Origin of the sequence: Nocardioides halotolerans DSM 19273, assembly GCF_000422805.1 — a bacterium.
In the GTDB taxonomy this organism is placed as follows: domain Bacteria; phylum Actinomycetota; class Actinomycetes; order Propionibacteriales; family Nocardioidaceae; genus Nocardioides; species Nocardioides halotolerans.
On the sequence record NZ_AUGT01000009.1, the window covers coordinates 603,189 to 622,760 of the forward strand.

Annotated in this window: 20 protein-coding genes; 14 read left to right on the forward strand and 6 right to left on the reverse strand. The window is 71.6% G+C overall.

Features of this window, described 5'->3' with window-relative positions; all coding sequences use genetic code 11:
* Positions 1 to 132: 132 nt before the first annotated feature.
* From G514_RS0102830 to G514_RS24505, 5 genes are read left to right on the forward strand one after another with little or no spacing between them, the layout of a single operon-like run.
* The gene (locus G514_RS0102830) at positions 133 to 663 is read left to right on the forward strand and encodes a SigE family RNA polymerase sigma factor (RefSeq protein WP_028650528.1); all 531 of its coding nucleotides are present in this window, start codon (positions 133 to 135) and stop codon (positions 661 to 663) included.
* Positions 656 to 1,651 carry a hypothetical protein gene (locus tag G514_RS0102835; RefSeq protein WP_157544566.1) on the forward strand — a complete coding sequence of 332 codons (996 nt, stop codon included), beginning with the start codon at positions 656 to 658 and terminating at the stop codon, positions 1,649 to 1,651. Before G514_RS0102830 ends, G514_RS0102835 begins: the two co-directional genes overlap by 8 nt.
* A gap of 17 nt (positions 1,652 to 1,668) precedes the next feature.
* Entirely contained in the window at positions 1,669 to 2,139 is a 471-nt protein-coding gene (locus tag G514_RS0102840; RefSeq protein WP_028650530.1) for a hypothetical protein, read from the forward strand.
* A gap of 58 nt (positions 2,140 to 2,197) precedes the next feature.
* Entirely contained in the window at positions 2,198 to 3,913 is a 1,716-nt protein-coding gene (locus G514_RS0102845; RefSeq protein ID WP_028650531.1) for an ABC-F family ATP-binding cassette domain-containing protein, read from the forward strand.
* Positions 3,910 to 4,959 (forward strand): GNAT family N-acetyltransferase, encoded by a 1,050-nt coding sequence (locus G514_RS24505; RefSeq protein ID WP_051246550.1) that lies wholly within the window; start codon positions 3,910 to 3,912, stop codon positions 4,957 to 4,959. Before G514_RS0102845 ends, G514_RS24505 begins: the two co-directional genes overlap by 4 nt.
* A gap of 130 nt (positions 4,960 to 5,089) precedes the next feature.
* Here G514_RS24505 and G514_RS0102855 read toward each other — a convergent pair whose 3' ends face one another.
* Positions 5,090 to 6,226: a S1C family serine protease gene (locus G514_RS0102855; RefSeq protein WP_036563208.1), complete on the reverse strand. Its 1,137-nt coding sequence runs from the start codon at positions 6,224 to 6,226 to the stop codon at positions 5,090 to 5,092.
* Positions 6,227 to 6,452: 226 nt separating this feature from the next.
* On the opposite strand from G514_RS0102855, the gene G514_RS24510 reads away from it, so the two are divergent.
* Both G514_RS24510 and G514_RS0102865 read left to right on the forward strand, forming a co-directional pair.
* A complete protein-coding gene (locus G514_RS24510; RefSeq protein WP_051246553.1) occupies positions 6,453 to 6,962 on the forward strand; it encodes a calcium-binding protein in 510 nt (169 codons plus the stop codon).
* Between the two features lie 58 nt (positions 6,963 to 7,020).
* Positions 7,021 to 8,616 (forward strand): long-chain-fatty-acid--CoA ligase, encoded by a 1,596-nt coding sequence (locus G514_RS0102865; RefSeq protein WP_028650533.1) that lies wholly within the window; start codon positions 7,021 to 7,023, stop codon positions 8,614 to 8,616.
* Positions 8,617 to 8,619: 3 nt separating this feature from the next.
* Here the strand turns inward: G514_RS0102865 and G514_RS0102870 are convergent, their stop codons facing one another.
* A complete protein-coding gene (locus G514_RS0102870; RefSeq protein WP_245582076.1) occupies positions 8,620 to 9,225 on the reverse strand; it encodes an HAD family hydrolase in 606 nt (201 codons plus the stop codon).
* Between the two features lie 127 nt (positions 9,226 to 9,352).
* A complete protein-coding gene (locus tag G514_RS0102875) occupies positions 9,353 to 10,654 on the reverse strand; it encodes a citrate synthase (protein WP_245582077.1) in 1,302 nt (433 codons plus the stop codon).
* A gap of 279 nt (positions 10,655 to 10,933) precedes the next feature.
* Between G514_RS0102875 and rplM the strand changes: the two genes are divergently transcribed.
* From rplM to G514_RS0102895, 4 genes are read left to right on the forward strand one after another with little or no spacing between them, the layout of a single operon-like run.
* Positions 10,934 to 11,377 (forward strand): 50S ribosomal protein L13, encoded by a 444-nt coding sequence (rplM, locus tag G514_RS0102880; protein WP_028650536.1) that lies wholly within the window; start codon positions 10,934 to 10,936, stop codon positions 11,375 to 11,377.
* Between the two features lie 34 nt (positions 11,378 to 11,411).
* Entirely contained in the window at positions 11,412 to 11,924 is a 513-nt protein-coding gene (gene rpsI, locus G514_RS0102885; protein ID WP_028650537.1) for a 30S ribosomal protein S9, read from the forward strand.
* 13 nt (positions 11,925 to 11,937) lie between these two features.
* Positions 11,938 to 13,290, forward strand: coding sequence for a phosphoglucosamine mutase (gene glmM, locus G514_RS0102890; protein ID WP_028650538.1), 1,353 nt, complete (start codon positions 11,938 to 11,940; stop codon positions 13,288 to 13,290).
* Positions 13,291 to 13,317: 27 nt separating this feature from the next.
* Entirely contained in the window at positions 13,318 to 14,130 is an 813-nt protein-coding gene (locus tag G514_RS0102895; RefSeq protein ID WP_084151716.1) for a histidine kinase dimerization/phospho-acceptor domain-containing protein, read from the forward strand.
* A 105-nt stretch (positions 14,131 to 14,235) separates the two neighbouring features.
* Here the strand turns inward: G514_RS0102895 and coaA are convergent, their stop codons facing one another.
* Positions 14,236 to 15,204 carry a type I pantothenate kinase gene (coaA, locus tag G514_RS0102900; RefSeq protein WP_028650540.1) on the reverse strand — a complete coding sequence of 323 codons (969 nt, stop codon included), beginning with the start codon at positions 15,202 to 15,204 and terminating at the stop codon, positions 14,236 to 14,238.
* 67 nt (positions 15,205 to 15,271) lie between these two features.
* Here coaA and glmS point away from each other — a divergent pair, with 67 nt between their 5' ends.
* Both glmS and G514_RS0102910 read left to right on the forward strand, forming a co-directional pair.
* Positions 15,272 to 17,122, forward strand: coding sequence for a glutamine--fructose-6-phosphate transaminase (isomerizing) (glmS, locus tag G514_RS0102905; RefSeq protein ID WP_028650541.1), 1,851 nt, complete (start codon positions 15,272 to 15,274; stop codon positions 17,120 to 17,122).
* 10 nt (positions 17,123 to 17,132) lie between these two features.
* On the forward strand, positions 17,133 to 17,483 hold the full coding sequence (locus G514_RS0102910; RefSeq protein WP_028650542.1) for a holo-ACP synthase: 351 nt from the start codon (positions 17,133 to 17,135) through the stop codon (positions 17,481 to 17,483).
* Positions 17,484 to 17,534: 51 nt separating this feature from the next.
* Here G514_RS0102910 and G514_RS29695 read toward each other — a convergent pair whose 3' ends face one another.
* On the reverse strand, positions 17,535 to 17,927 hold the full coding sequence (locus tag G514_RS29695) for a DUF2510 domain-containing protein (protein WP_084151738.1): 393 nt from the start codon (positions 17,925 to 17,927) through the stop codon (positions 17,535 to 17,537).
* 102 nt (positions 17,928 to 18,029) lie between these two features.
* The gene (locus G514_RS0102920) at positions 18,030 to 19,271 is read right to left on the reverse strand and encodes an HNH endonuclease signature motif containing protein (RefSeq protein WP_084151739.1); all 1,242 of its coding nucleotides are present in this window, start codon (positions 19,269 to 19,271) and stop codon (positions 18,030 to 18,032) included.
* A gap of 53 nt (positions 19,272 to 19,324) precedes the next feature.
* On the opposite strand from G514_RS0102920, the gene G514_RS30825 reads away from it, so the two are divergent.
* Positions 19,325 to 19,572 (forward strand): hypothetical protein (locus G514_RS30825; protein WP_211222015.1); only part of this gene is annotated, 248 nt, incomplete at its 3' end.

The window sequence follows — 19,572 nt, forward strand, 5'->3', positions numbered from 1 at the left end:
ACCGTCGGCGCCGCCTTGCTACTGGCCAGTACACACCATGCCCCCAGCACCGTCTCCGGGCGCTGCGCCCAACGTCGCTGCCTGCCTGCCAGCTCCTCGCAACAGGATCGGGTCGAGCAGCGTTCATGATGCATGCAGGCAGCCGTGGAGGAGGTGGGTGTCGCGGGGAGCGCCCCTGACTTCGACGACTGGGTCGCGCTGCGCGGCCCGGCGCTGCTGCGCCTCGCCTACACGCTGACCGGCAACACCGCCGACGCCGAGGATGTCGTGCAGGAGGCGCTGTCGCGCGCGCTGCCCCGGTGGGAGCGGATCTCGGCGGTCGGCGACGTCAACGCCTACGTGCGCCGCATGGTGGTCAACGCGCACACGTCGTGGTGGCGCCGGTTCCGCCGGCGCGAGTCGCCGGTCGCGGAGCCCCGCGACTCGGTGGTCGACGGGCCGGGCGAGGAGTTCGACGAGCGCCGCCGTCTCTGGGTGGCCTGCCAGGCGCTGCCCGAGGTGCAGCGCACCGCGATCGTGCTGCGCTACTACGAGCAGCTGGAGTACGCCGAGATCGCCGAGCTGACCGGCGTCCGCGAGGGCTCGGTCCGCGCGCGGGTGTCCCGCGGCCTGGCGGTCCTGCGCGAGTCGATGGACCAGTCGATGGGAGACACCGATGAGTGACGTGGAGCAGCTGCTGACCGACGCCCTGACCGACGGGGCGGAGGGCGCTCCCTCCGCCGTCGGGCTGGCCGGCGCCGCGCGGACGCGCGCCCGGACGCGCCGCCGCCACCGGGTTGCGGGTGCCGCTGCGGTGGTCGCGCTGTGCGTCGGCGTTCCGACCGCGGTCGTGGTGGCGGGCGGCTCGGACGAGGCCCCGCGCCGGTCCGAGGGCACCGTCGCCACCGACCCGGGCGCTCCCGGCCGGACCCTGCCGGAGGGGTTCCGCTACGAGAGCTGGCACGACGTGACGATCGAGGTGCCGGACGACTGGGGCTACGGCACGCTCGACCAGTGGTGCGTGGGCGACCAGCCAGAGCGACCGGTCGTGGGTCGTCCCGGCGGGGCGTCCACGCTCGTGCTGTGCACGCCGGGGTGGGGCTACGGGGTGAACTTCACCCTGGCCGGCGACGGGCCGGTCCAGTGGCCGGTGGCCGAGCAGCACTCCGAGGCCTGGCCCGACGGCGCCTTCGTGGGTGCGACCACCGTCGGCGACGTGGTGGTCACCGTGGCTGCGAAGGACCTACTGGTGGCCCAGGGCGTGATCTCGTCGGCGCAGCGCAACGAGGCGCTCGACCCGAACGGCTGCCCGGTCACCTCCGGCTCGGACCCCGTGGCCCCCGGTGACTCGATGACCGTGTGCCGCTACGGCGAGGGCGGCGGGCTCGAGCAGAGCGAGCTGCTCACGGGCGACGACGTCGACGCGGCCGAAGCCGCGTTGCGCGACGCGCCGCCGACGACGGCCACCGACTGCGATGCGATCCCGGCCCAACAGGTCCGTCTCGCCTCGGTGGCCGAGGACGCCGCGATCGACCTCGCCTGTGGGGCCCTGACCGTGCACGGCGACGGACGCGAGCTCACGGCCGACGTCCTCTACTGGGCACTTTCACCGGGCTGGAGCGGTTCCGTTCCGGGCGGCGTCTCACTACCGTCGGAGCTCCGCACCCGCTGAGCCCAGGGAGGTGGCCCGTGCTGAGCAGGATCCGCGCGGCCCTCGTCGCGGTCCTCGTGGTGGGCCTGCTCGTCTCCGGGTACGTCGGCTACCGACTCTTCACCGAGGAGCCCGACCGCGAGCCGTCGGTGTCGCATGTCACCGGCACCACCGACGACGGCTGGCAGCTGGTGACCTACCGAGGCGTGACCGTGGAGCTCCCGGCCGACTGGGACCGCACCGACACGACCCGGTGCGGCGCCGAGTCCGAGCGCTGGGGCCCCGCGGGTCACGACCCGTGCTCGATGACCGAGGGGCTGTGGTTCCGCGCGAGCGCGACGTTCGACGCGACCGTCGGCCCCGGCGTGCACACCCAGCCCGCCTCCGACACCAGCCCCGACGGAGGCTGGGGCGGCTACGCCACGCGCGGCGACGTGGTCGTCGACGTCGCCGGCACCGACGAGGCCGTCGTACGCCGCATCCTGCAGTCGGTCAGCGTGCCGATCTGAGGCGGGGCCCGGCTAATGGAGTGCGTCCGGGCCACCTGATCGCGGACAATCCTCCGACGTGGGACATGTGGACGTGGCGGGCGTGCGTTTCGACCTGCCCGACGGGCGGGTGCTGCTCGACGACGTGTCGTTCCGCGTCGGCGAGGGCGCCAAGGTCGCGCTGGTCGGGGCCAACGGCGCCGGCAAGACGACGCTGCTGCGGATCATCACCGGCGAGCTCGCGCCGCACGCCGGCGTGGTGACCCGCAGCGGCGGTCTCGGCGTGATGCGGCAGATGGTCGGGACGAACCTCGGCGAGACCCCGACGGTGGCCGACCTGCTGCTCAGCGTGAGCCCGCCGCGGGTCCGCGAGGCGGCGGCCGAGGTCGATCGCTGCGAGCGGGCGCTGATGGAGCACGACGACGAGAAGACGCAGATGCGCTACGCCGAGGCGCTGGCGGAGTACGCCGACGCAGGCGGCTACGACGTCGAGGTCGTCTGGGACGTGTGCACGGTCGCCGGGCTGGGTGTGCCCTACGAGCGCGCGAAGTACCGCGAGCTGCGCACCCTCTCGGGCGGTGAGCAGAAGCGGCTGGTGCTGGAGTTCCTGCTGCGCGGCCCGGACGAGGTGCTGCTCCTCGACGAGCCCGACAACTTCCTCGACGTGCCCGGCAAGATCTGGCTCGAGCAGCGGATCCGCGAGTCCGACAAGACGATCCTCTACATCAGCCACGACCGAGAGCTGCTCGACAACACCGCCACCCGCGTCGTGACGATCGAGCTCGGCGCCTCGGGCGCCGGCAACAGCGCGTGGACGCACCCGGGCGGCTTCTCGTCGTACCACGAGGCCCGCAAGGACCGGTTCCTGCGCTTCGAGGAGCAGCGCCGCCGCTGGGACGAGGAGCACGCCAAGATCAAGGCGCTGGTGCTCCGGCTCAAGATCAAGGCGGAGTACAACGACGGCATGGCGAGCCAGTACAAGGCCGCCCAGACCCGGCTGCGCAAGTTCGAGGAGGCCGGCCCGCCCACCGAGCAGCCGCGCGAGCAGGCCGTGCAGATGCGGCTGAAGGGCGGCCGCACGGGCAAGCGCGCGGTGATCTGCGAGGGTCTCGAGCTCTCTGCTGCTGGTGGCGGCGTGCTGATGAAGCCCTTCGACCTCGAGGTCTGGTACGGCGAGCGGGTCGCGGTGCTGGGCTCCAACGGCTCGGGCAAGTCGCACTTCCTGCGGCTGCTGGCCCGCGGCGGCAGCGACCCCGACGTCGAGCACCGGCCGGTCGAGGACGTGCAGATCGAGCCGGTCCGCCACACCGGCAAGGCCAAGCTCGGCGCGCGCGTGCGCCCCGGGTGGTTCGTGCAGACCCACGAGCATCCCGAGCTGGTCGGCCGCACGCTGCTCGAGATCCTGCACCGCGGCGACGGTCGGCCCGACGGTCGCACCGGCATGGGCCGCGAGCAGGCCGCGCGGGTGCTCGACCGCTACGAGCTCGCGCACGCCTCCGAGCAGCGGTTCGAGTCGCTGAGCGGCGGCCAGCAGGCGCGCTTCCAGATCCTGCTGCTGGAGCTCTCGGGCGCGACCCTCCTGCTCCTCGACGAGCCGACCGACAACCTCGACGTCCAGTCGGCCGAGGCGCTGGAGGCCGGCCTCGAGGCGTTCGACGGCACGGTCGTCGCGGTCACCCACGACCGCTGGTTCGCGCGCGGCTTCGACCGGTTCCTGGTCTACGGCGCCGGCGGCGAGGTCTACGAGACGAAGGAGCCGGTCTGGGACGAGGGCCGCGTGGAGCGCACCCGGTGAGCGCGCCCGGGCGGCTGCGCATCGTCGACGCCGATCCGTCCGACCCCGGGGCGTTCGCGCCGTTCCACGAGGTCTACGAGGCGGCCCTGCGGCACGGGCCGGCCGGCGAGTTCTCCACCGTGTGGCAGGTGGAGGAGATCCGGGCCTCGATGGCCGATCCCGACGCGCGCAACTTCCGCACCGGCTGGATCGGCTGGCTGCCCGATCCGTCCGGGCACGACCGCGCGGTGACGATCGGCTGGATGGCGGGGTCGAACGTGGACAACACCGACCTGGCCGACGTCCTCGTCTGCTGCACGCCGGGAGCGCGCGGCCACGGGCACGCCGCCGAGATGCTCGCGCACGTCGAGGAGCAGGCGCGGGCGCGCGGGCGCAGCCGGCTCGTGGGCGAGGTCGTCTGGCCCTACGCCGACGGACCCGGCGGCACCGGCTCGACGGACCTCGCGTGGGCCACCCGGCAGGGTTTCGAGCTCGCACTGGTCGACGTGCAGCGGCGGCTGTCGCTCCCGGTGCCGGCGGCCGACCTGGACGCGCTCGCCGCCGAGGCGGCGAGCCACCACGACGGCTACGCGCTGCGGTCGTTCTCCGGGCCGGTCCCCGACGACCTCGTCGAGGGCTGGGCGGCCCTCACCGCGACGCTGTCGACCGAGGCGCCGATGGGCGACATCGCCCGCGAGCAGGAGGCTGCCGACGTCGGCGCGGTCCGCGCCGAGGAGGCGCTCCTGGCGACCCAGGGCCGGGTGCGGGTCGGCACCGTGGCGCTCTCGCCCGACGGCGAGGCCGTCGCCTACTCCGACCTGGTGCTGACCATCCACGAGTCCGAGCGGGCCTACCAGTGGGGCACGCTCGTCCTCCCCGCCCACCGCGGTCACCGACTGGGGCTCGCGGTGAAGGTCGCCAACCTCCGACGCCTGCAGGAGACCGAGCCGCAGATCTCCACGGTCGTCACGTTCAACGCCGACGTGAACGCCCCGATGGTGTCGGTCAACGACCGCCTCGGCTTCCGGCCGGTGCAGTGGATGGGCGAGCTGCAGAAGAAGCTCTGAGCGGCTACTCCATTGGTCGGTGAGGCCCCGCGGCAGCGGCTTTGACGGACCCGGTTGTGCCGCGGGGCCCCACCTGGCTCCCTCGCTGCCGGCCGCCGTCGTCGCTCGGCGGACCGGGGAGGGAGGGCTTCTAGGAGTTCGACGCCTCCGAGTCGGAGTCGAGGGTGAGCTGGGCGGTCCTGGTCTCGCCGTCGTGGACGTAGGTGACGGTCACCTGGTCGCCCGGGCGGTAGGAGCGGATGGTCGCCACCAGCGAGTCGGCGTCGGTGATCAGGTGGTCGTCGACCTTGGTGATCACGTCGCCCTTGGCGATCCCGGCGCCCTCGGCCGTCGAGCCGGCGTTCACCTCCTGGATCTGCGCGCCGTCCTCGCTCGGCCCGGGCTGTCCCTGCGGGCCCACGGCGCCGACGTTCGCCACGGAGACGCCGAGCCGGGCGTGGGTCGGGGTCTCGCCCTTCACCATCTGGTCGACGATCGGCAGGACCTCGTCGATGGGGATCGCGAAGCCGACCCCGATGTTGCCGCTCTCGCCGCCCATGCCGCCGCTGCCGGCGGTGGCGATGGCGGCGTTGATGCCGACCACGTTGCCGTTGAGGTCGACCAGCGCGCCGCCGCTGTTGCCGGGGTTGATCGCGGCGTCGGTCTGGATCGCGGGGTAGACGGTGCTGTTGCCCTGTCCGACGCTGCCGACGTCGACCGGCCGGTTGAGCGCGCTGACGATGCCGCTGGTGACCGTGGCCTCGAGGCCGAGCGGTGACCCGATGGCCACCACGCCCTGGCCGACCGCCAGGTCACCGGACTTGCCGATGGTCGCGGGGCTGAGTCCCGAGACGTCCTGCGCCTGGATCACCGCGGTGTCGGTGAGCGGGTCGGTGCCGAGGATGGTCGCCTCCGCGTGGCTGCCGTCGTTGAACGTGACCCGCAGCGAGCCCCCGTCACCGGCGAGCTCCACGACGTGGTTGTTGGTCAGGATCTGGCCGTCGGAGCTGAGGATGATGCCCGAGCCCGAGCCGGCGCCCTGGGCGCCGCTCACCTCGATCTTCACGACCGAGGGCAGGACCTTCGCCGCCACGGCCTGGACGCTGCCCTCCGGAGCGGGGGTGTTCGGGGTGTCGACGACCTTGGACGTGGTCGGCGTACCGGCTGACGAGCTCGAGCGCGACGCAGTGCCGTCGTCGTGCCATGCGGTGTACGCCGCCGCGCCACCGACACCGGCGCCACCACCCACCAGGAGAGCGGCCGCCACCACGCCGCTCGCGAACGCCACCCGCCGGTTCTTCCCCTTGGGCTGCTCGGCCCCGAGTCCCGTCGCAGGCGGAGGGGGAGTCGGCCGCCACGTCGGCGGGGTCGCGGGCGGAGGCGGTGGCGGGAGAGGGGTGGTGTCGCCTGTGTCGGTCACGAGAACCACGGTGCCGAGCGGATCTGTGACCATCCTGAGACATCGCTGGGTGTCCTTGAAGAAAGATCGGGCCGGGCGATGGCACCATGCCGCCATGAACCGCGTCGCAGCCCTCGTCGTGACCCTGGCCCTCCTGCTCGTCGGAGGAGGTGCGTCCGCCGTCGTGAAGAACGGCAGCCCCGGCGACGACCGGCTCCGGGGGACGAGCGGCGACGACACGCTCCGCGGCAAGGGCGGCAGCGACAACCTCCGCGGGAAGGCGGGCGACGACCTGCTCAAGGGCGGCCCCGGCGACGACTACCTCAACGGCGGCCCCGGCCTCGACGACCTCGGTGGCGGCCCCGGCGACGACGTGATCCTGGCCGGCCGAGACGCCGTGGCCGACCGCACCTACGGGCAGAGCGGCAACGACGAGATCTACGTCTTCGGGAACGACCAGGCCTCGGCAGGCGGGGGCAACGACCTGATCTACGCCACCTACCCCGACGACGGCATGTTCATCATGTGCGGCACCGGCCGCGACCAGGTCGTCTTCAACGAGCCGCCGCCCCCGCACAGCGTCTTCGACGACTGCGAGAACGTCCGCATCGAGTCGGCGGGCTGAGCCCGCCGATCCCGGCCGGTCCCTTGTGGCCGCTGCACGTCCGCGGCCACAATCGCGCATGAGCGCCCCCGATCCGACGTTCGTCGACGACCGCGTCTCCCACTGGGCCGAGCACCTGCCCGACGCGCCGGCCTTCACCTACGCCCCGAGCCCCGGCCAGAGCCGCACCTGGACGTGGCGCGAGTGGGAGGACCGCGTCCGCCGCTGCGCCGGCGGCCTCCAGGCGCTCGGGGTGGGCCGCGGTGACGTGGTGGGCTTCCTCGACAAGAACCACCCTGCGTGCGTCGAGCTCTCGATGGCCGCGGCCTCGCTCGGCGCGGCCAACGCGATCGTCAACTGGCGCTCGGCCGGCGACGAGGTCGACTACGCCGTCAACGACTCCGGCGCCAAGGTGCTGCTCGTCGGCTCCGAGCTGATGCCGACGGTCGACGCGATCCGCGACCGACTCACCAAGGTCGAGAAGATCATCGAGGTGACGCCCGACGGGGCCGAGGGCGACGAGTACGAGGAGTGGCTGCGCGCGTCGCAGCGGGTGCTGCGCCAGGACGACGTCTCACCCGACGACGTGTGCCTGGTGATGTACTCCTCGGGCACCACCGGCCGGCCCAAGGGCGTGATGCTCACCCACGCCAACATGGTGGCCCACACGCTCAACGCCCACCACGGCTGGGAGTTCGAGCCCGGCGACAAGAGCATGGTGTCGATGCCGCTGTTCCACGTCGGCGGCTCGTCGTACGTGCTGTTCGGCATCCACGACGGCGTGCACAGCCACATGACCCGCGACCCCGACGGCACCTCGCTGGCCGGGGCGATCCTCAACGGCGCCAACCGCACCTTCCTGGTGCCGGCCGTGCTCGCCCAGGTGCTGCAGGCAGGGCCGGACGCCGTGAAGCTCTTCGGCGCGCTGAAGACCTACACCTACGGCGCCGCGCCGATGCCGCCGCCGCTGCTGCGGGCGGCGATGGAGGCCTGGCCCGAGACCGACTTCATCCAGGTCTACGGCCTCACCGAGGTCTCCGGGGTCGCGACGCAGCTCCACGCCGAGGAGCACCGCACGGCGATCGCCGCGGGCCACCCCGAGTGGCTGGTGTCGGCAGGGCGGCCGATCCCCGGCGTCGAGCTCAAGATCGTCGACCCGGCCTCGCTCGAGGAGCTCCCGGCCGGCGAGCACGGCGAGATCTGGCTGCGGACCCCGCAGCTGTTCAAGGGCTACCTCGGCAAGCCGGAGGAGACCGCCGAGGTGATCACTGACGAGGGCTGGTTCCGCACCGGCGACATGGGCAAGGTCGACGCCGACGGGTTCGTGTTCGTCGAGGACCGGCTCAAGGACATGATCATCAGCGGCGGCGAGAACATCTACAGCCCCGAGGTCGAGCGGGTGCTGGCCGAGCACCCCGCCGTCGCGGAGGTGGCGATCATCGGCGTGCCCGACGACACGTGGGGCGAGACGGTCAAGGCGGTGGTGTCCCTCAAGCCGGACACCTCGGCGACCGAGGACGAGCTGATCGCGTTCTGCCAGGAATCGCTGGCGAGGTTCAAGTGCCCGAAGTCGGTCGACGTCATCGAGGCGCTGCCGCGCAACCCCACCGGCAAGATCCTCAAGCGCGAGCTCCGCAAGCCCTACTGGGAGGGCCGCGAGCGCGCGGTCAACTGAGCGTCAGACCGGCAGGCCGCGTTGCCGGAACGCCACCCGCAGCTCCTCCGCGCCGGTGAAGAGGATCCCGTCGAGGCCGAGCTCGATCGCCGCGGCGACGTTCTGCTCCTTGTCGTCGACGAAGACGAGGTCCTCGGCCGGCAGCCCGGCGCGGGCCACGGCGATCTCGAAGATCGCCGGGTCGGGCTTCGCGAAACCCTCGGTGCCGGAGACCACCACGTCGTCGAGCAGGCCGAGCACGTCGAAGAGCCGCGGCGCGTGGGGGTAGAGCTCGTGCGACCAGTTGGTCAGCCCCCACTGGGGCACTCCGGCCGCCCGGAGCTCGCGCACGAGGTCGGCCGTGCCCGGCACCTCGCCGACCAGCGAGCGCTCGAAGTGCTCGTGGTAGGCCAGGGCGTGCGGCACCCAGTGCGGGTGCGTGCGGCGTACGCCGGCCTCGGCCTCGTCCCAGGTCAGGCCGGAGTCGGGCCCGAGGTTGTAGGCGGTGAAGTCGAAGTCCTCGGCGGTGAGGAAGCGGTCGGCCTCGTCGTCGCCGACGCCGGCCGCGATCGCCGCGCGCGGCTGCCAGTCGATGAGGACGTTGCCGAAGTCCCAGATGACGCCTCGCACGGGAGGTGACACTAGAGAGCGTCCGCCTCGGCGCGCCTGGAAGTGAGTGACTCGACCGGCTTCGAGCGGCTGGGGCTGAGCAATGCTGAACGACCCCTGGGCTGAGCCTCCGAGCAAGCTCGGAGGCTCACGCCCAGCGCTCGTTCGCAGGTACAAAATCGAGCGTCCGGTCGCCGGTGTAGATCTGCTTGGGCCGGGCGATCTTCTGCTCCTTGTCCTGCACGAGCTCGAGCCACTGCGCGAGCCAGCCTGGGGTCCGGCCGATCGCGAAGAGCACGGTGAACATCTCGGGCGGGAACTGGAAGGCCTCGTAGATCAGGCCGGAGTAGAAGTCGACGTTGGGGTAGAGCTTGCGCTTGATGAAGTACTCGTCCTCGAGCGCGATCTTCTCCAGTTCCTTGGCGATCTCGAGGAGCGGGTTGACCCCGGTCACCTCGAAGACGTCGTCGCAGGCCTTCTTGATGATCGTCGCGCGCGGGTCGAAGTTCTTGTAGACCCGGTGGCCGAAGCCCATCAGGCGCTCGTTGCCGTCCTTCACGCCCTTGATGAAGTCGGGGATGTTCTCCTTCGACCCGATCCGCTTGAGCATGCGCAGCACGGCCTCGTTGGCGCCGCCGTGCAACGGGCCGTAGAGCGCGGCGACGCCGGCGGCCACCGCGGAGTAGGGGTCGACCTGCGAGGAGCCGACCGAGCGGACGGCGTTGGTCGAGCAGTTCTGCTCGTGGTCAGCGTGCAGGATGAACAGGACGTCGAGCGCCTTGACCAGCCGCTCGTCGGCGTCGAACTTCTGCTCGCTCATCTTGAACAGCATCGACAGGAAGTTCGCGGTGTAGGAGAGGTCGTTGTCGGGGTAGATGAACGGCTTGCCCTGCGCGTGGCGGAACGACCACGCGCCGAGGGTCGGCATCTTGGCGATCATCCGCACGATCTGCATGTGCCGGTTGTCGGAGTCGCCGATGTTGCGAGCGTCGGGGTAGAACGTCGAGAGGGCCCCGACCGACGCCATCAGCATCCCCATCGGGTGCGCGTCGTAGCGGAAGCCCTGCATGAACTCCTTGACGTTCTCGTGCACGAACGTGTGGTAGGTGATCTCGTGCACCCAGGCGTCGTACTCCTCCTTCGAGGGCAGCGTGCCGTGCACCAGCAGGTAGGCCACCTCGAGGAAGTTCGACTTCTCCGCCAGCTGCTCGATGGGGTAGCCGCGGTACTCGAGGATCCCCTTGTCGCCGTCGATGAAGGTGACGGCGCTGCGGCACGAGGCGGTGTTGACGAACCCGGGGTCGTAGACCGCGAGGCCGGGGTTGTCGTCGTCGGTCCTGATCTGACCGATGTCGGCGGCCTTGATGGTGCCGTCGGTGATCGGTACGTCGTACTCCTGCCCGGTGCGGTTGTCCCGGACGGTCAGCGACTCAGTCTGTTCTTGGGTCACCATGCCAACCTAGTCGGCGGTCGCGAATGGCACACAGCCAGCGTCCGGACCGTGGCGGGTGAGGCCCGAAGATTGGACCCGCACCGCGACACGCCGTACATTTGTTGGTCGCGCCTCCTGCCGCGGAGCGACGTCGCACGACATCGCCTCGCAGTCCCGGACGCTCCGCCACTCGATCCAGGTCGATGGGGCGAGCCGGGCCGTGTTCGTCAGAGGGCGCAGCGCCACCCTCGCGCCGGACACCTCCGGTGCGGTCCGACGAACGAGAGAGACACTTTCGTGCGCACCTACAGCCCCAAGCCCGGCGACATCCAGCGCGCCTGGCACGTCATCGACGCGACGGACATCGTCCTGGGCCGCCTTGCCGTCCAGAGCGCCAACCTGCTGCGCGGCAAGCACAAGCCGATCTACGCGCCCCACGTCGACACCGGTGACTTCGTCATCATCGTCAACGCCGAGAAGGTCGCGCTGTCCGGCGACAAGCTGACCAACAAGGTCGCCTACCGTCACTCCGGCTACCCGGGCGGCCTCACGGCCACCCCGATCGGGCAGCTGCTCGAGAAGGACGCCCGCAAGGTCGTCGAGAAGGCCGTCTGGGGGATGCTCCCCAAGAACAAGCTGGGTCGACAGATCATCAAGAAGCTGAAGGTCTACTCCGGCCCCACGCACCCCCACCAGGCCCAGCAGGCCGTGCCCTTCGAGATCACCCAGATCTCCCAGTAGACGCCCCGACCTTTTCGACGACAGAGGACAGCCAGTGACTTCCCAGACTTCTGAGGACCAGACCGAGGTCGAGGAGACCTACACCGCCGACGAGAGCGGTATCGCCTACAGCTCCGAGAGCGCGCCGTCGGCCGACACCCCGGCCCGCCCGGCGACCATCGCTCCCGCCGCGGCCACCGGCCGCCGCAAGGAGGCCGTCGCCCGCGTGCGCATCGTGCCCGGCACCGGCGAGTGGACCGTCAACGGCCGCGCGCTCGACTCCTACTTCCCCAACAAGCTGCACCAGCAGGTGGTCAACGAGCCGTTCGCCGCGCTGCAGCTCGAGGGCCGCTTCGACGTGATCGCCCGCATCCACGGCGGTGGCATCACCGGCCAAGCCGGCGCGCTGCGCCTCGGCGTCGCCCGCTGCCTCAACGCCATCGACGAGGAGACCAACCGGCCGACGCTCAAGAAGGCCGGGCTGCTCACGCGCGACGCCCGCGTCATCGAGCGCAAGAAGGCCGGTCTCAAGAAGGCCCGCAAGGCTCCCCAGTACAGCAAGCGCTGATCCAGGCCCGACCTTGCCCAAGGTCTTCGGCACGGACGGCGTCCGTGGCCTCGCGAACCGCGAGGTCACGGCGGAGCTGGCGCTCGACCTGTCGGTCGCCGCGGCACGGGTGATCCTCGACCGCGGCGACGTGCGGCCCTCGCGCGAGCGTCCCCTGGCGGTCGTCGGCCGTGACCCGCGGATCTCCGGACAGATCCTCGAGCACGCCGTGGTCGCCGGCCTCGCGTCCGCCGGCGTCGACGTCCTGCGGCTGCGGGTGGTGCCGACGCCGGGCGTCGCGTTCCTCACCGAGGCGCTCGACGCCGACCTCGGCGTGGTCATCAGCGCGTCGCACAACCCGATGCCCGACAACGGCATCAAGTTCCTGGCCCGCGGTGGCCACAAGCTCGACGACGCCGTCGAGGCGCAGATCGAGGAGCTGCTCGGCAGCTCCTGGGACGCGCCGATCGGGGCCGACGTCGGGCGGGTGCGTCCCTACGAGCGCCCGGTCGAGGAGTACGTCGACCACCTCCTGAGCACGCTCGACCGCCCGCTCGCCGGGCTCAAGGTCGTCGTCGACTGCGCCAACGGCGCGGCCAGCGAGGCAGCACCCATGGCCCTGCGCGCGGCGGGCGCCGACGTGGTGGTCATCGGCGCCGAGCCCGACGGGCTCAACATCAACGAGGGCTGCGGCTCGACGTTCCTCGCGCCGCTGCAGGCCGCCGTGGTCGCCCACGGCGCGGACGCCGGCATCGCGCTCGACGGCGACGCCGACCGCTGCCTGGCCGTCGACCACGAGGGCAACGACGTCGACGGCGACCAGCTGCTCGCGATCCTCGCGCTCGACCTGTCGGAGGCCGGGAACCTGGTCGACGAGACCGTCGTGGCCACGGTGATGAGCAACCTCGGCTTCGTGCAGGCGATCGAGGCCGCGGGCCTGCGGGTGCGCCAGACCAGGGTCGGCGACCGCTACGTGCTCGAGGAGATGCGCGCCGGCGGATTCGTGCTCGGCGGCGAGCAGTCCGGCCACGTGATCATGAGCCAGTACGCCACCACCGGCGACGGCATCCTCACCGCGCTGCACGTGCTCCAGCGGATGGTCGCGACCGGCAAGGACCTCCAGTCGCTGGCCTCGGTGGTCACCAGGCTGCCGCAGGTGCTCGTCAACGTGACCGGCGTCGACAAGGACCGCACCGACGACCCGGTGCTCGCCGAGGCGGTGGCCGCGGAGGAGCGCGCGCTGGCCGGTCGCGGCCGCGTGCTGCTGCGCCCGTCGGGCACCGAGCCGCTGGTCCGGGTGATGGTGGAGGCTCCCACCGACGACACCGCCCGCGAGGTCGCCGACCGGCTCGCCGACGTCGTTCGCGAGCGTCTCGCGCTGCCCTGAACCACTCGTGACCACTAGGGTCCCCGCATGGGGGATCCGGTGGAGACGCGGGCTCCTGCCGTGCTCGAGGTGCTGCGCGGGCGCCCGACCGCCGAGGTCGCGGCGCGTTGGCAGGTGGACGCCGAGCAGCTCGCCGCCTGGGTGCGCACCTTCGTCGAGGCGGGCACCGCGCACGTCACCGACCAGCCCGCCGCCGACGCGACCGACGAGCGCGACCGGTTCCTCGCGGCGTTCGCCCACGAGGTGCGCACGCCGCTCTCGATGGCCCAGGGCTGGGTGGCCATGCTCGCCGACGGGGAGGTGCCGGCCGACCAGGCCCGCGACTCGCTGCGCCGGCTCCACGACGCCCTCGAGCGGCTAGCCGAGCGCTCCTTCGACGTCGAGCTGATGGCGGAGGCGCAGCGCGGCCGGCTCGCGCTCGCCCCTCAGCTGGTGCCGGTCTCGACGCTCGCGGCCGACCTCGACGACCTCGGCGACCCGGGCGCCATCGGTGGTCTCGGCGGCGGGGTCGAGGTGGTCGTGGACCCCGCGCTGCTGCGGCGGGTCCTGCGCGACCTGTGGCACGCGGCGGCCGCGAGCCCGCGGCCGCGGGCTCGGCGCCTCGAGGTGCGCCGGGCCGGCCCGTGGCTCGAGCTCGCCGTCGTGCGCGAGGGTGCGGTCGACGCAGCGACGTTCCGGGCGCTGTCCGAGCCGTTCGACGTCACCGCGGACGGCACTGGGGTGGCCATCGGCCTCAACCTCGCCCGCACCCTCGCCGCCGCGCACGGCGGTGCCGTGGGCGCGGACGAGCGTGGCGACGGCGCGGTGTTCTGGGTGCGGGTGCCCGCCGGCGGCTCCTGACCCCCGCGGAAATCGGAGGCGGACGACGGTCCCCGACCCTAGGCGACCGTGGTCGTGCGCCCGCTGGACCGGACCGACGAGCTGAAGGCGATCTCGTGAGGCGCGTCAGATCTTGCGCAGCCGCACGTAGCGGACGGAGTGGTCGGCGGCCTTGCGGAGCACGAGCGTGGCGCGCGAACGGGTCGGCAGCACGTTGGCGGAGAGGTTGGGGCCGTTGATGGCGTCCCAGATCCGGGTCGCCTCGGCGACCGCCTCGTCGCGCGAGAACGCCGCGTAGCGCGCGAAGTAGGACTGCGGGTCGCGGAACGCCGTCTCGCGCAGCCGCAGGAACCGCGAGACGTACCAGTCGCGGATGTCGCTGGTCTTCGCGTCGACGTAGACCGAGAAGTCGAAGAAGTCGCTGACCGCGAGGCCGGTGCGGCCGTCGTCGCGCACCCGCGCGGGCTGGAGCACGTTGAGGCCCTCGATGATCACGATGTCGGGGTGCTTGATCCGCACCTTCTCGTCGGGCACCACGTCGTAGGTGAGGTGGTCGTAGACGGGGGCCTCGACCTCGTCCTTGCCGGACTTGATGTCCACGACGAACCGCAGCAGCGCCCGGCGGTCGTAGGACTCGGGGAACCCCTTGCGCTGCAGCAGCCCGCGGCGTTCGAGCTCGGCGTTGGGGTAGAGGAAGCCGTCGGTGGTGACGAGGGCGACGTTCGGGTGCTCGGGCCAGTGCGCGAGCAGGTGCTGGAGCACGCGCGCGGTGGTGGACTTGCCGACCGCCACCGAGCCGGCCAGGCCGATGACGAACGGCGTGCGCGGCGGCGTCGCCTGGTGGAGGAACTCCTCCTGGTCGCGGTGCAGGCGTCCGGCGGTCTCGGCGTAGAGGCTGAGCAGCCGGCTGATCGGCAGGAAGACCTCGCGGACCTCGCGCAGGTCGAGCTGGTCGCCCAGGCCCCGGAGAGCGGTGATCTCGTCCTGGGTGAGCGGGTCCTCGACCTCGTGGGCGAGCTTGGCCCAGGCGGCCCGGTCGAGCTCGATGTACGGCGACGCCTCGTGCGCGCTCTCGTGGCTCCCGCCGTTGGGCATGCGGTGGATTGTGTCAGTGGCCGCGCCTCGCCGGTGGGCCGCCCTGCCGCCGATAGACTCGCCCCTCATGTGCGGGATCGTCGGGTACGTCGGGCCGAGGCAGGCCCAGGACGTCGTCCTCGACGGTCTGCGGCGGCTGGAGTACCGCGGCTACGACTCGGCCGGCATCGCGCTGGTGGTCGACGACGCGATCGTCTTCGCCAAGAAAGCCGGCAAGCTCGCGAACCTCGAGAAGGCGATCGCCGACGCGCCGCTCCCGCCGGCCACGACCGGCATCGGCCACACCCGCTGGGCCACCCATGGGGCGCCCAACGACGTCAACGCCCACCCGCACCTCGGGTTCGGGCGCCGGGTGGCGCTGGTCCACAACGGGATCATCGAGAACTTCGCCGAGCTGCGCGCGCGGATCGAGGCCGACTCCGACGAGCTCGGCCTCGTGTCCGAGACCGACACCGAGGTCGCGGCGCAGCTGCTCGAGCTCCAGCTCGCCTCTGACATCGACCTGACCGAGGCGATGCGGCGCGTCTGCACCCAGCTCGAGGGCGCGTTCACCCTCGTTGCCGTCGACGCGCACGACCCCTCGCGGGTGGTCGCGGCGCGTCGGAGCTCGCCGCTGGTCGTGGGGCTCGGCGACGGCGAGACCTTCCTCGGCTCCGACGTCGCGGCGTTCATCGAGCACACCCGGGAGGCGCTCGAGCTCGGCCAGGACCAGGTCGTGACGATCACCCGCTCGGGCGTCGAGATCACCGACTTCCACGGCAACCCGCAGGAGGGCCGTCGCTACCACGTCGACTGGGACCTCTCGGCGGCCGAGAAGGAGGGCCACGACTGGTTCATGCGCAAGGAGATCTTCGAGCAGCCGCGGGCCGTCGCCGACTCGCTGCTCGGCCGGCGGACCGCCGAGGGGCTGCTGCAGCTCGACGAGATGCGGCTGTCCGACCAGGAGCTGCGCGACATCGACAAGATCATCATCATCGCCTGCGGCACGTCGTTCTACGCCGGGATGGTGGCGAAGTACGCCATCGAGCACTGGACCCGCGTGCCGGTCGAGGTCGAGCTCTCCTCGGAGTTCCGCTACCGCGACCCGATCGTCGACTACTCCACGCTGGTGGTGGCGATCTCGCAGTCGGGCGAGACCGCTGACACGCTGCAGGCGATCCGGCACGCGCGGACCCAGCGCTCCAAGGTGCTCGCAATCTGCAACACCAACGGCTCGACGATCCCGCGCGAGTCCGACGCGGTGATCTACACCCACGCCGGCCCGGAGATCGGGGTCGCCTCGACCAAGGGCTTCCTGACCCAGCTCGTGGCGTGCTACCTGCTCGCGCTCTACCTCGCGCAGGTCAAGGGCACCCGCTTCGGTGACGAGATCACCGAGGTCGTCATGCAGCTCGAGGCGATCCCAGCGCACATCGAGTCCGTCCTCGACTCGGCGGAGTCGGTCTACGAGCTCGCCCGGTCGCTGGTCGGCACGCCGTCGGTGCTCTACGTCGGCCGGCACGCGGGCTACCCCGTGGCCCTCGAGGGCGCGCTGAAGCTCAAGGAGCTGGCCTACCTGCACGCCGAGGGGTTCGCGGCGGGTGAGCTCAAGCACGGGCCGATCGCCCTGGTCGAGGACGGCATGCCGGTGCTGTGCGTCGTACCTCCCCGTGGTCGCGACCAGCTCCACGACAAGATGCTCAGCGGCATCCAGGAGGTCCGAGCCCGCGGTGCCCGCACGATCTGCCTGGCCGAGGAGGGCGACGACCGCGTGGCGCCGTACGCCGACGTGCTCATCACCCTCCCGCGGGTGCCGGTGCTCCTGCAGCCACTGGTCGCCGTCGTGCCGCTGCAGCTGTTCGCCTGCGAGCTGGCCAGCGCGATGGGCCACGACGTCGACCAGCCCCGCAACCTCGCCAAGTCCGTCACGGTCGAGTGAGGACCCGCTCGTGATCGTGGGCGTCGGCATCGACGTGGTCGACATCGAGCGGTTCGGCGCCTCCCTCGAACGCACGCCAGGCCTCGCCGAGCGCCTCTTCACCCCGCTCGAACGGACCCGCGCGCTCGCCTCGCTCGCCGCCCGCTTCGCGGCCAAGGAGGCCATGGCCAAGGCCCTGGGCGCGCCCGGCAACATGCACTGGCACGATGCCGAGGTCGTCTCCGAGTCGTCCGGCCGGCCCCGCCTCGAACTCCGCGGCACGGTGCTCGCGAGCGCCGACGCCCTCGGTGCGACCTCGGTGCACCTCTCGCTCTCCCACGACGCCGGGATCGCCTCGGCCGTGGTGATCCTCGAGGGTTAGCGGCCCCGCAGTTTCTCGGGGAGTGGCGCGCGTCGTGACCGCCGAGCTGGACTAGGTGATCTTCTCGAACACCATCGTCGCCTGGATCCGGTCACCGCCGCCGATGCCCTTGCTCCCGGATGACGCGGTCGTGATCGTGTGCAGCCGGTAACCGAGCGATGCCTGGGCGTTGAGCGCGTGCTCCAGCTCCGTGAGGTTTCCAGAGCCCGTGCCCCAGAGCTTCTCCTTCAGGATCACCTGGAGGACCACGTAGCTCGCGCCCTGCACCGCCGGACGGGCGTGGGAGCCCGCGACAGCCTCCTCCTCGATCCTGCGGACCGCGCCGGCGATGCCGCCGCCAGCAGGCGGTGGCTCGTACTGATCGGTCCACTTCTGGCCGTCCCACCAGCGCCTCGCGCCGGTCCCCGACCCGTCGTCGTACCAGCCCGCTTGGGTATTGGTCACCGTCGTCCCCTCTGCAGCCTTGAGCACACGCCAGTCGCGATGCTAGGTCCGAAAGGCGCGCCGCGTCGGCGAAGCGAGAAGTCAACGTCCACACCGGGCGGCTCACGTGCGTCGGTGGAAGGTGTACTTCCCGGTGGGGAGCTGGTCGAGGTGGTAGCGGGGGTCGTGGGCTCGTGCGTGGTGGTGGGGGCAGAGTGAGATGAGGTCGCGGAGGTTGGTGTTGCCGCCGTCTGTCCAGCGGGTTTGGTGGTGGGTGTGGGTCATGCCGGGTGGCCAGTCGCAGCCGTCGATCTCGCAGCCGGCGGCTTCGATGGTCTTCGCGATCCTCTGCGCTTCTGAGGCGAAGCGCTGCTTGCGGCCGAGGTCGAGGACGTGGGAGTTGCCGTCGAGGACTGCGGGGAGGACTCCGGCTTCGCAGGCGAGCCGGCGTGCGGCACCGGGGGAGAGTCTTTGGCCGGTGTCGAGGTGGGCTGCTTGGAGGCGGCCTTCGAGGGTGTCGAGGGTCATCATCACGACGACGGTGGCGTTGAGTCCGCCGGCCTTGGGCAGGCGCTTGTTGGGGTAGCGCTGGATGAGCTCGACGAAGGCCTGCCCGAGGCGCTGCGGGGTGGGCTTCCGCTCCCCGACCGGTCCCTTGCTGGCCTGGTGCCTGGGCGCGGCGAGGGCGAACAGGTGCTTCTTGAGCATGGCGCCGGTGAGGGTGTCGAGGGTGAAGCGGCCGTGGGTCTTGCCGTGCCCGTCGTCCCAGATCGTCAGGCGCGTGGCTGCCGCAGCCTGGCGCTCTTCTTTGTCCAGCAGTGCGGCTTCGTGGGCGTCGGCGGTCTCGGGGGAGGTGACCTCGAGGATCCGGCGGCCGAGGATCTTGAGGTGTTTGGCGTCGAACTCGCGGGCGTAGTCCAGGAGCCGTTGCTCGGCCTGGGCGGCGATGGCGGGGTCAAGGTCGTCGGGGAGGTCGGCGAGGGCGCGGAGGATGGCTTCGGCCTGCTCGACGTGGAGGCGACCGTCGGCGAGCGCGGTCCTGGTCGCCTGATGCTGCTCGAGGCCGTCGGCCAATCGCATGGTGCGGTGGGCCTGGGTCTTCGTGGTGCGGGTCGTGGCGGCGTGCCAGGTCGCGGTCGAGGTCGCCCCCGTGTTGCCCGGGAGGTCGACGCGGGCGGCGTGGGTGAGCAGTCGGGCTTGCAGCTCGGCGACCTGGGCGGCCAGTGCGGCGAGGTCGTGCAGGGTGGTTGTGGTGTCGTCGGCGTTCATCGACCACACCGGTGTCTCTGCGACGGAGGTGAGTTGTTCGCGCGCGTCGGCCACGGCCCGGGTGACCGGGTGGGGGTGGTGCGCGAGCGCTGTCATGGCACCCATTCCAGCACTGACCACCGACACTCGCTGGGTGGCCGGATCCCGTTGTGGACAAGGGGTTTCGGCACTGTGGTTGTGGACGTGAAGTGGACGTTCGCCGGCGAGCGGTGGTGCAGCGGAGTGCCTTCGCTGCGGTGATCTCGACAAGCTCGATCAGCGGTGGCGCGGCGGGTGCCTTCGCTGCGGTGATCGCGACGAGCTCGATCAGCGGTGGCGCGGCGGGTGCCTTTGTTGCGGTGATCTCGACGAGCTCGATCAGCGGTGGTGCGGCGGGTGCCTTTGTTGCGGTGATCTC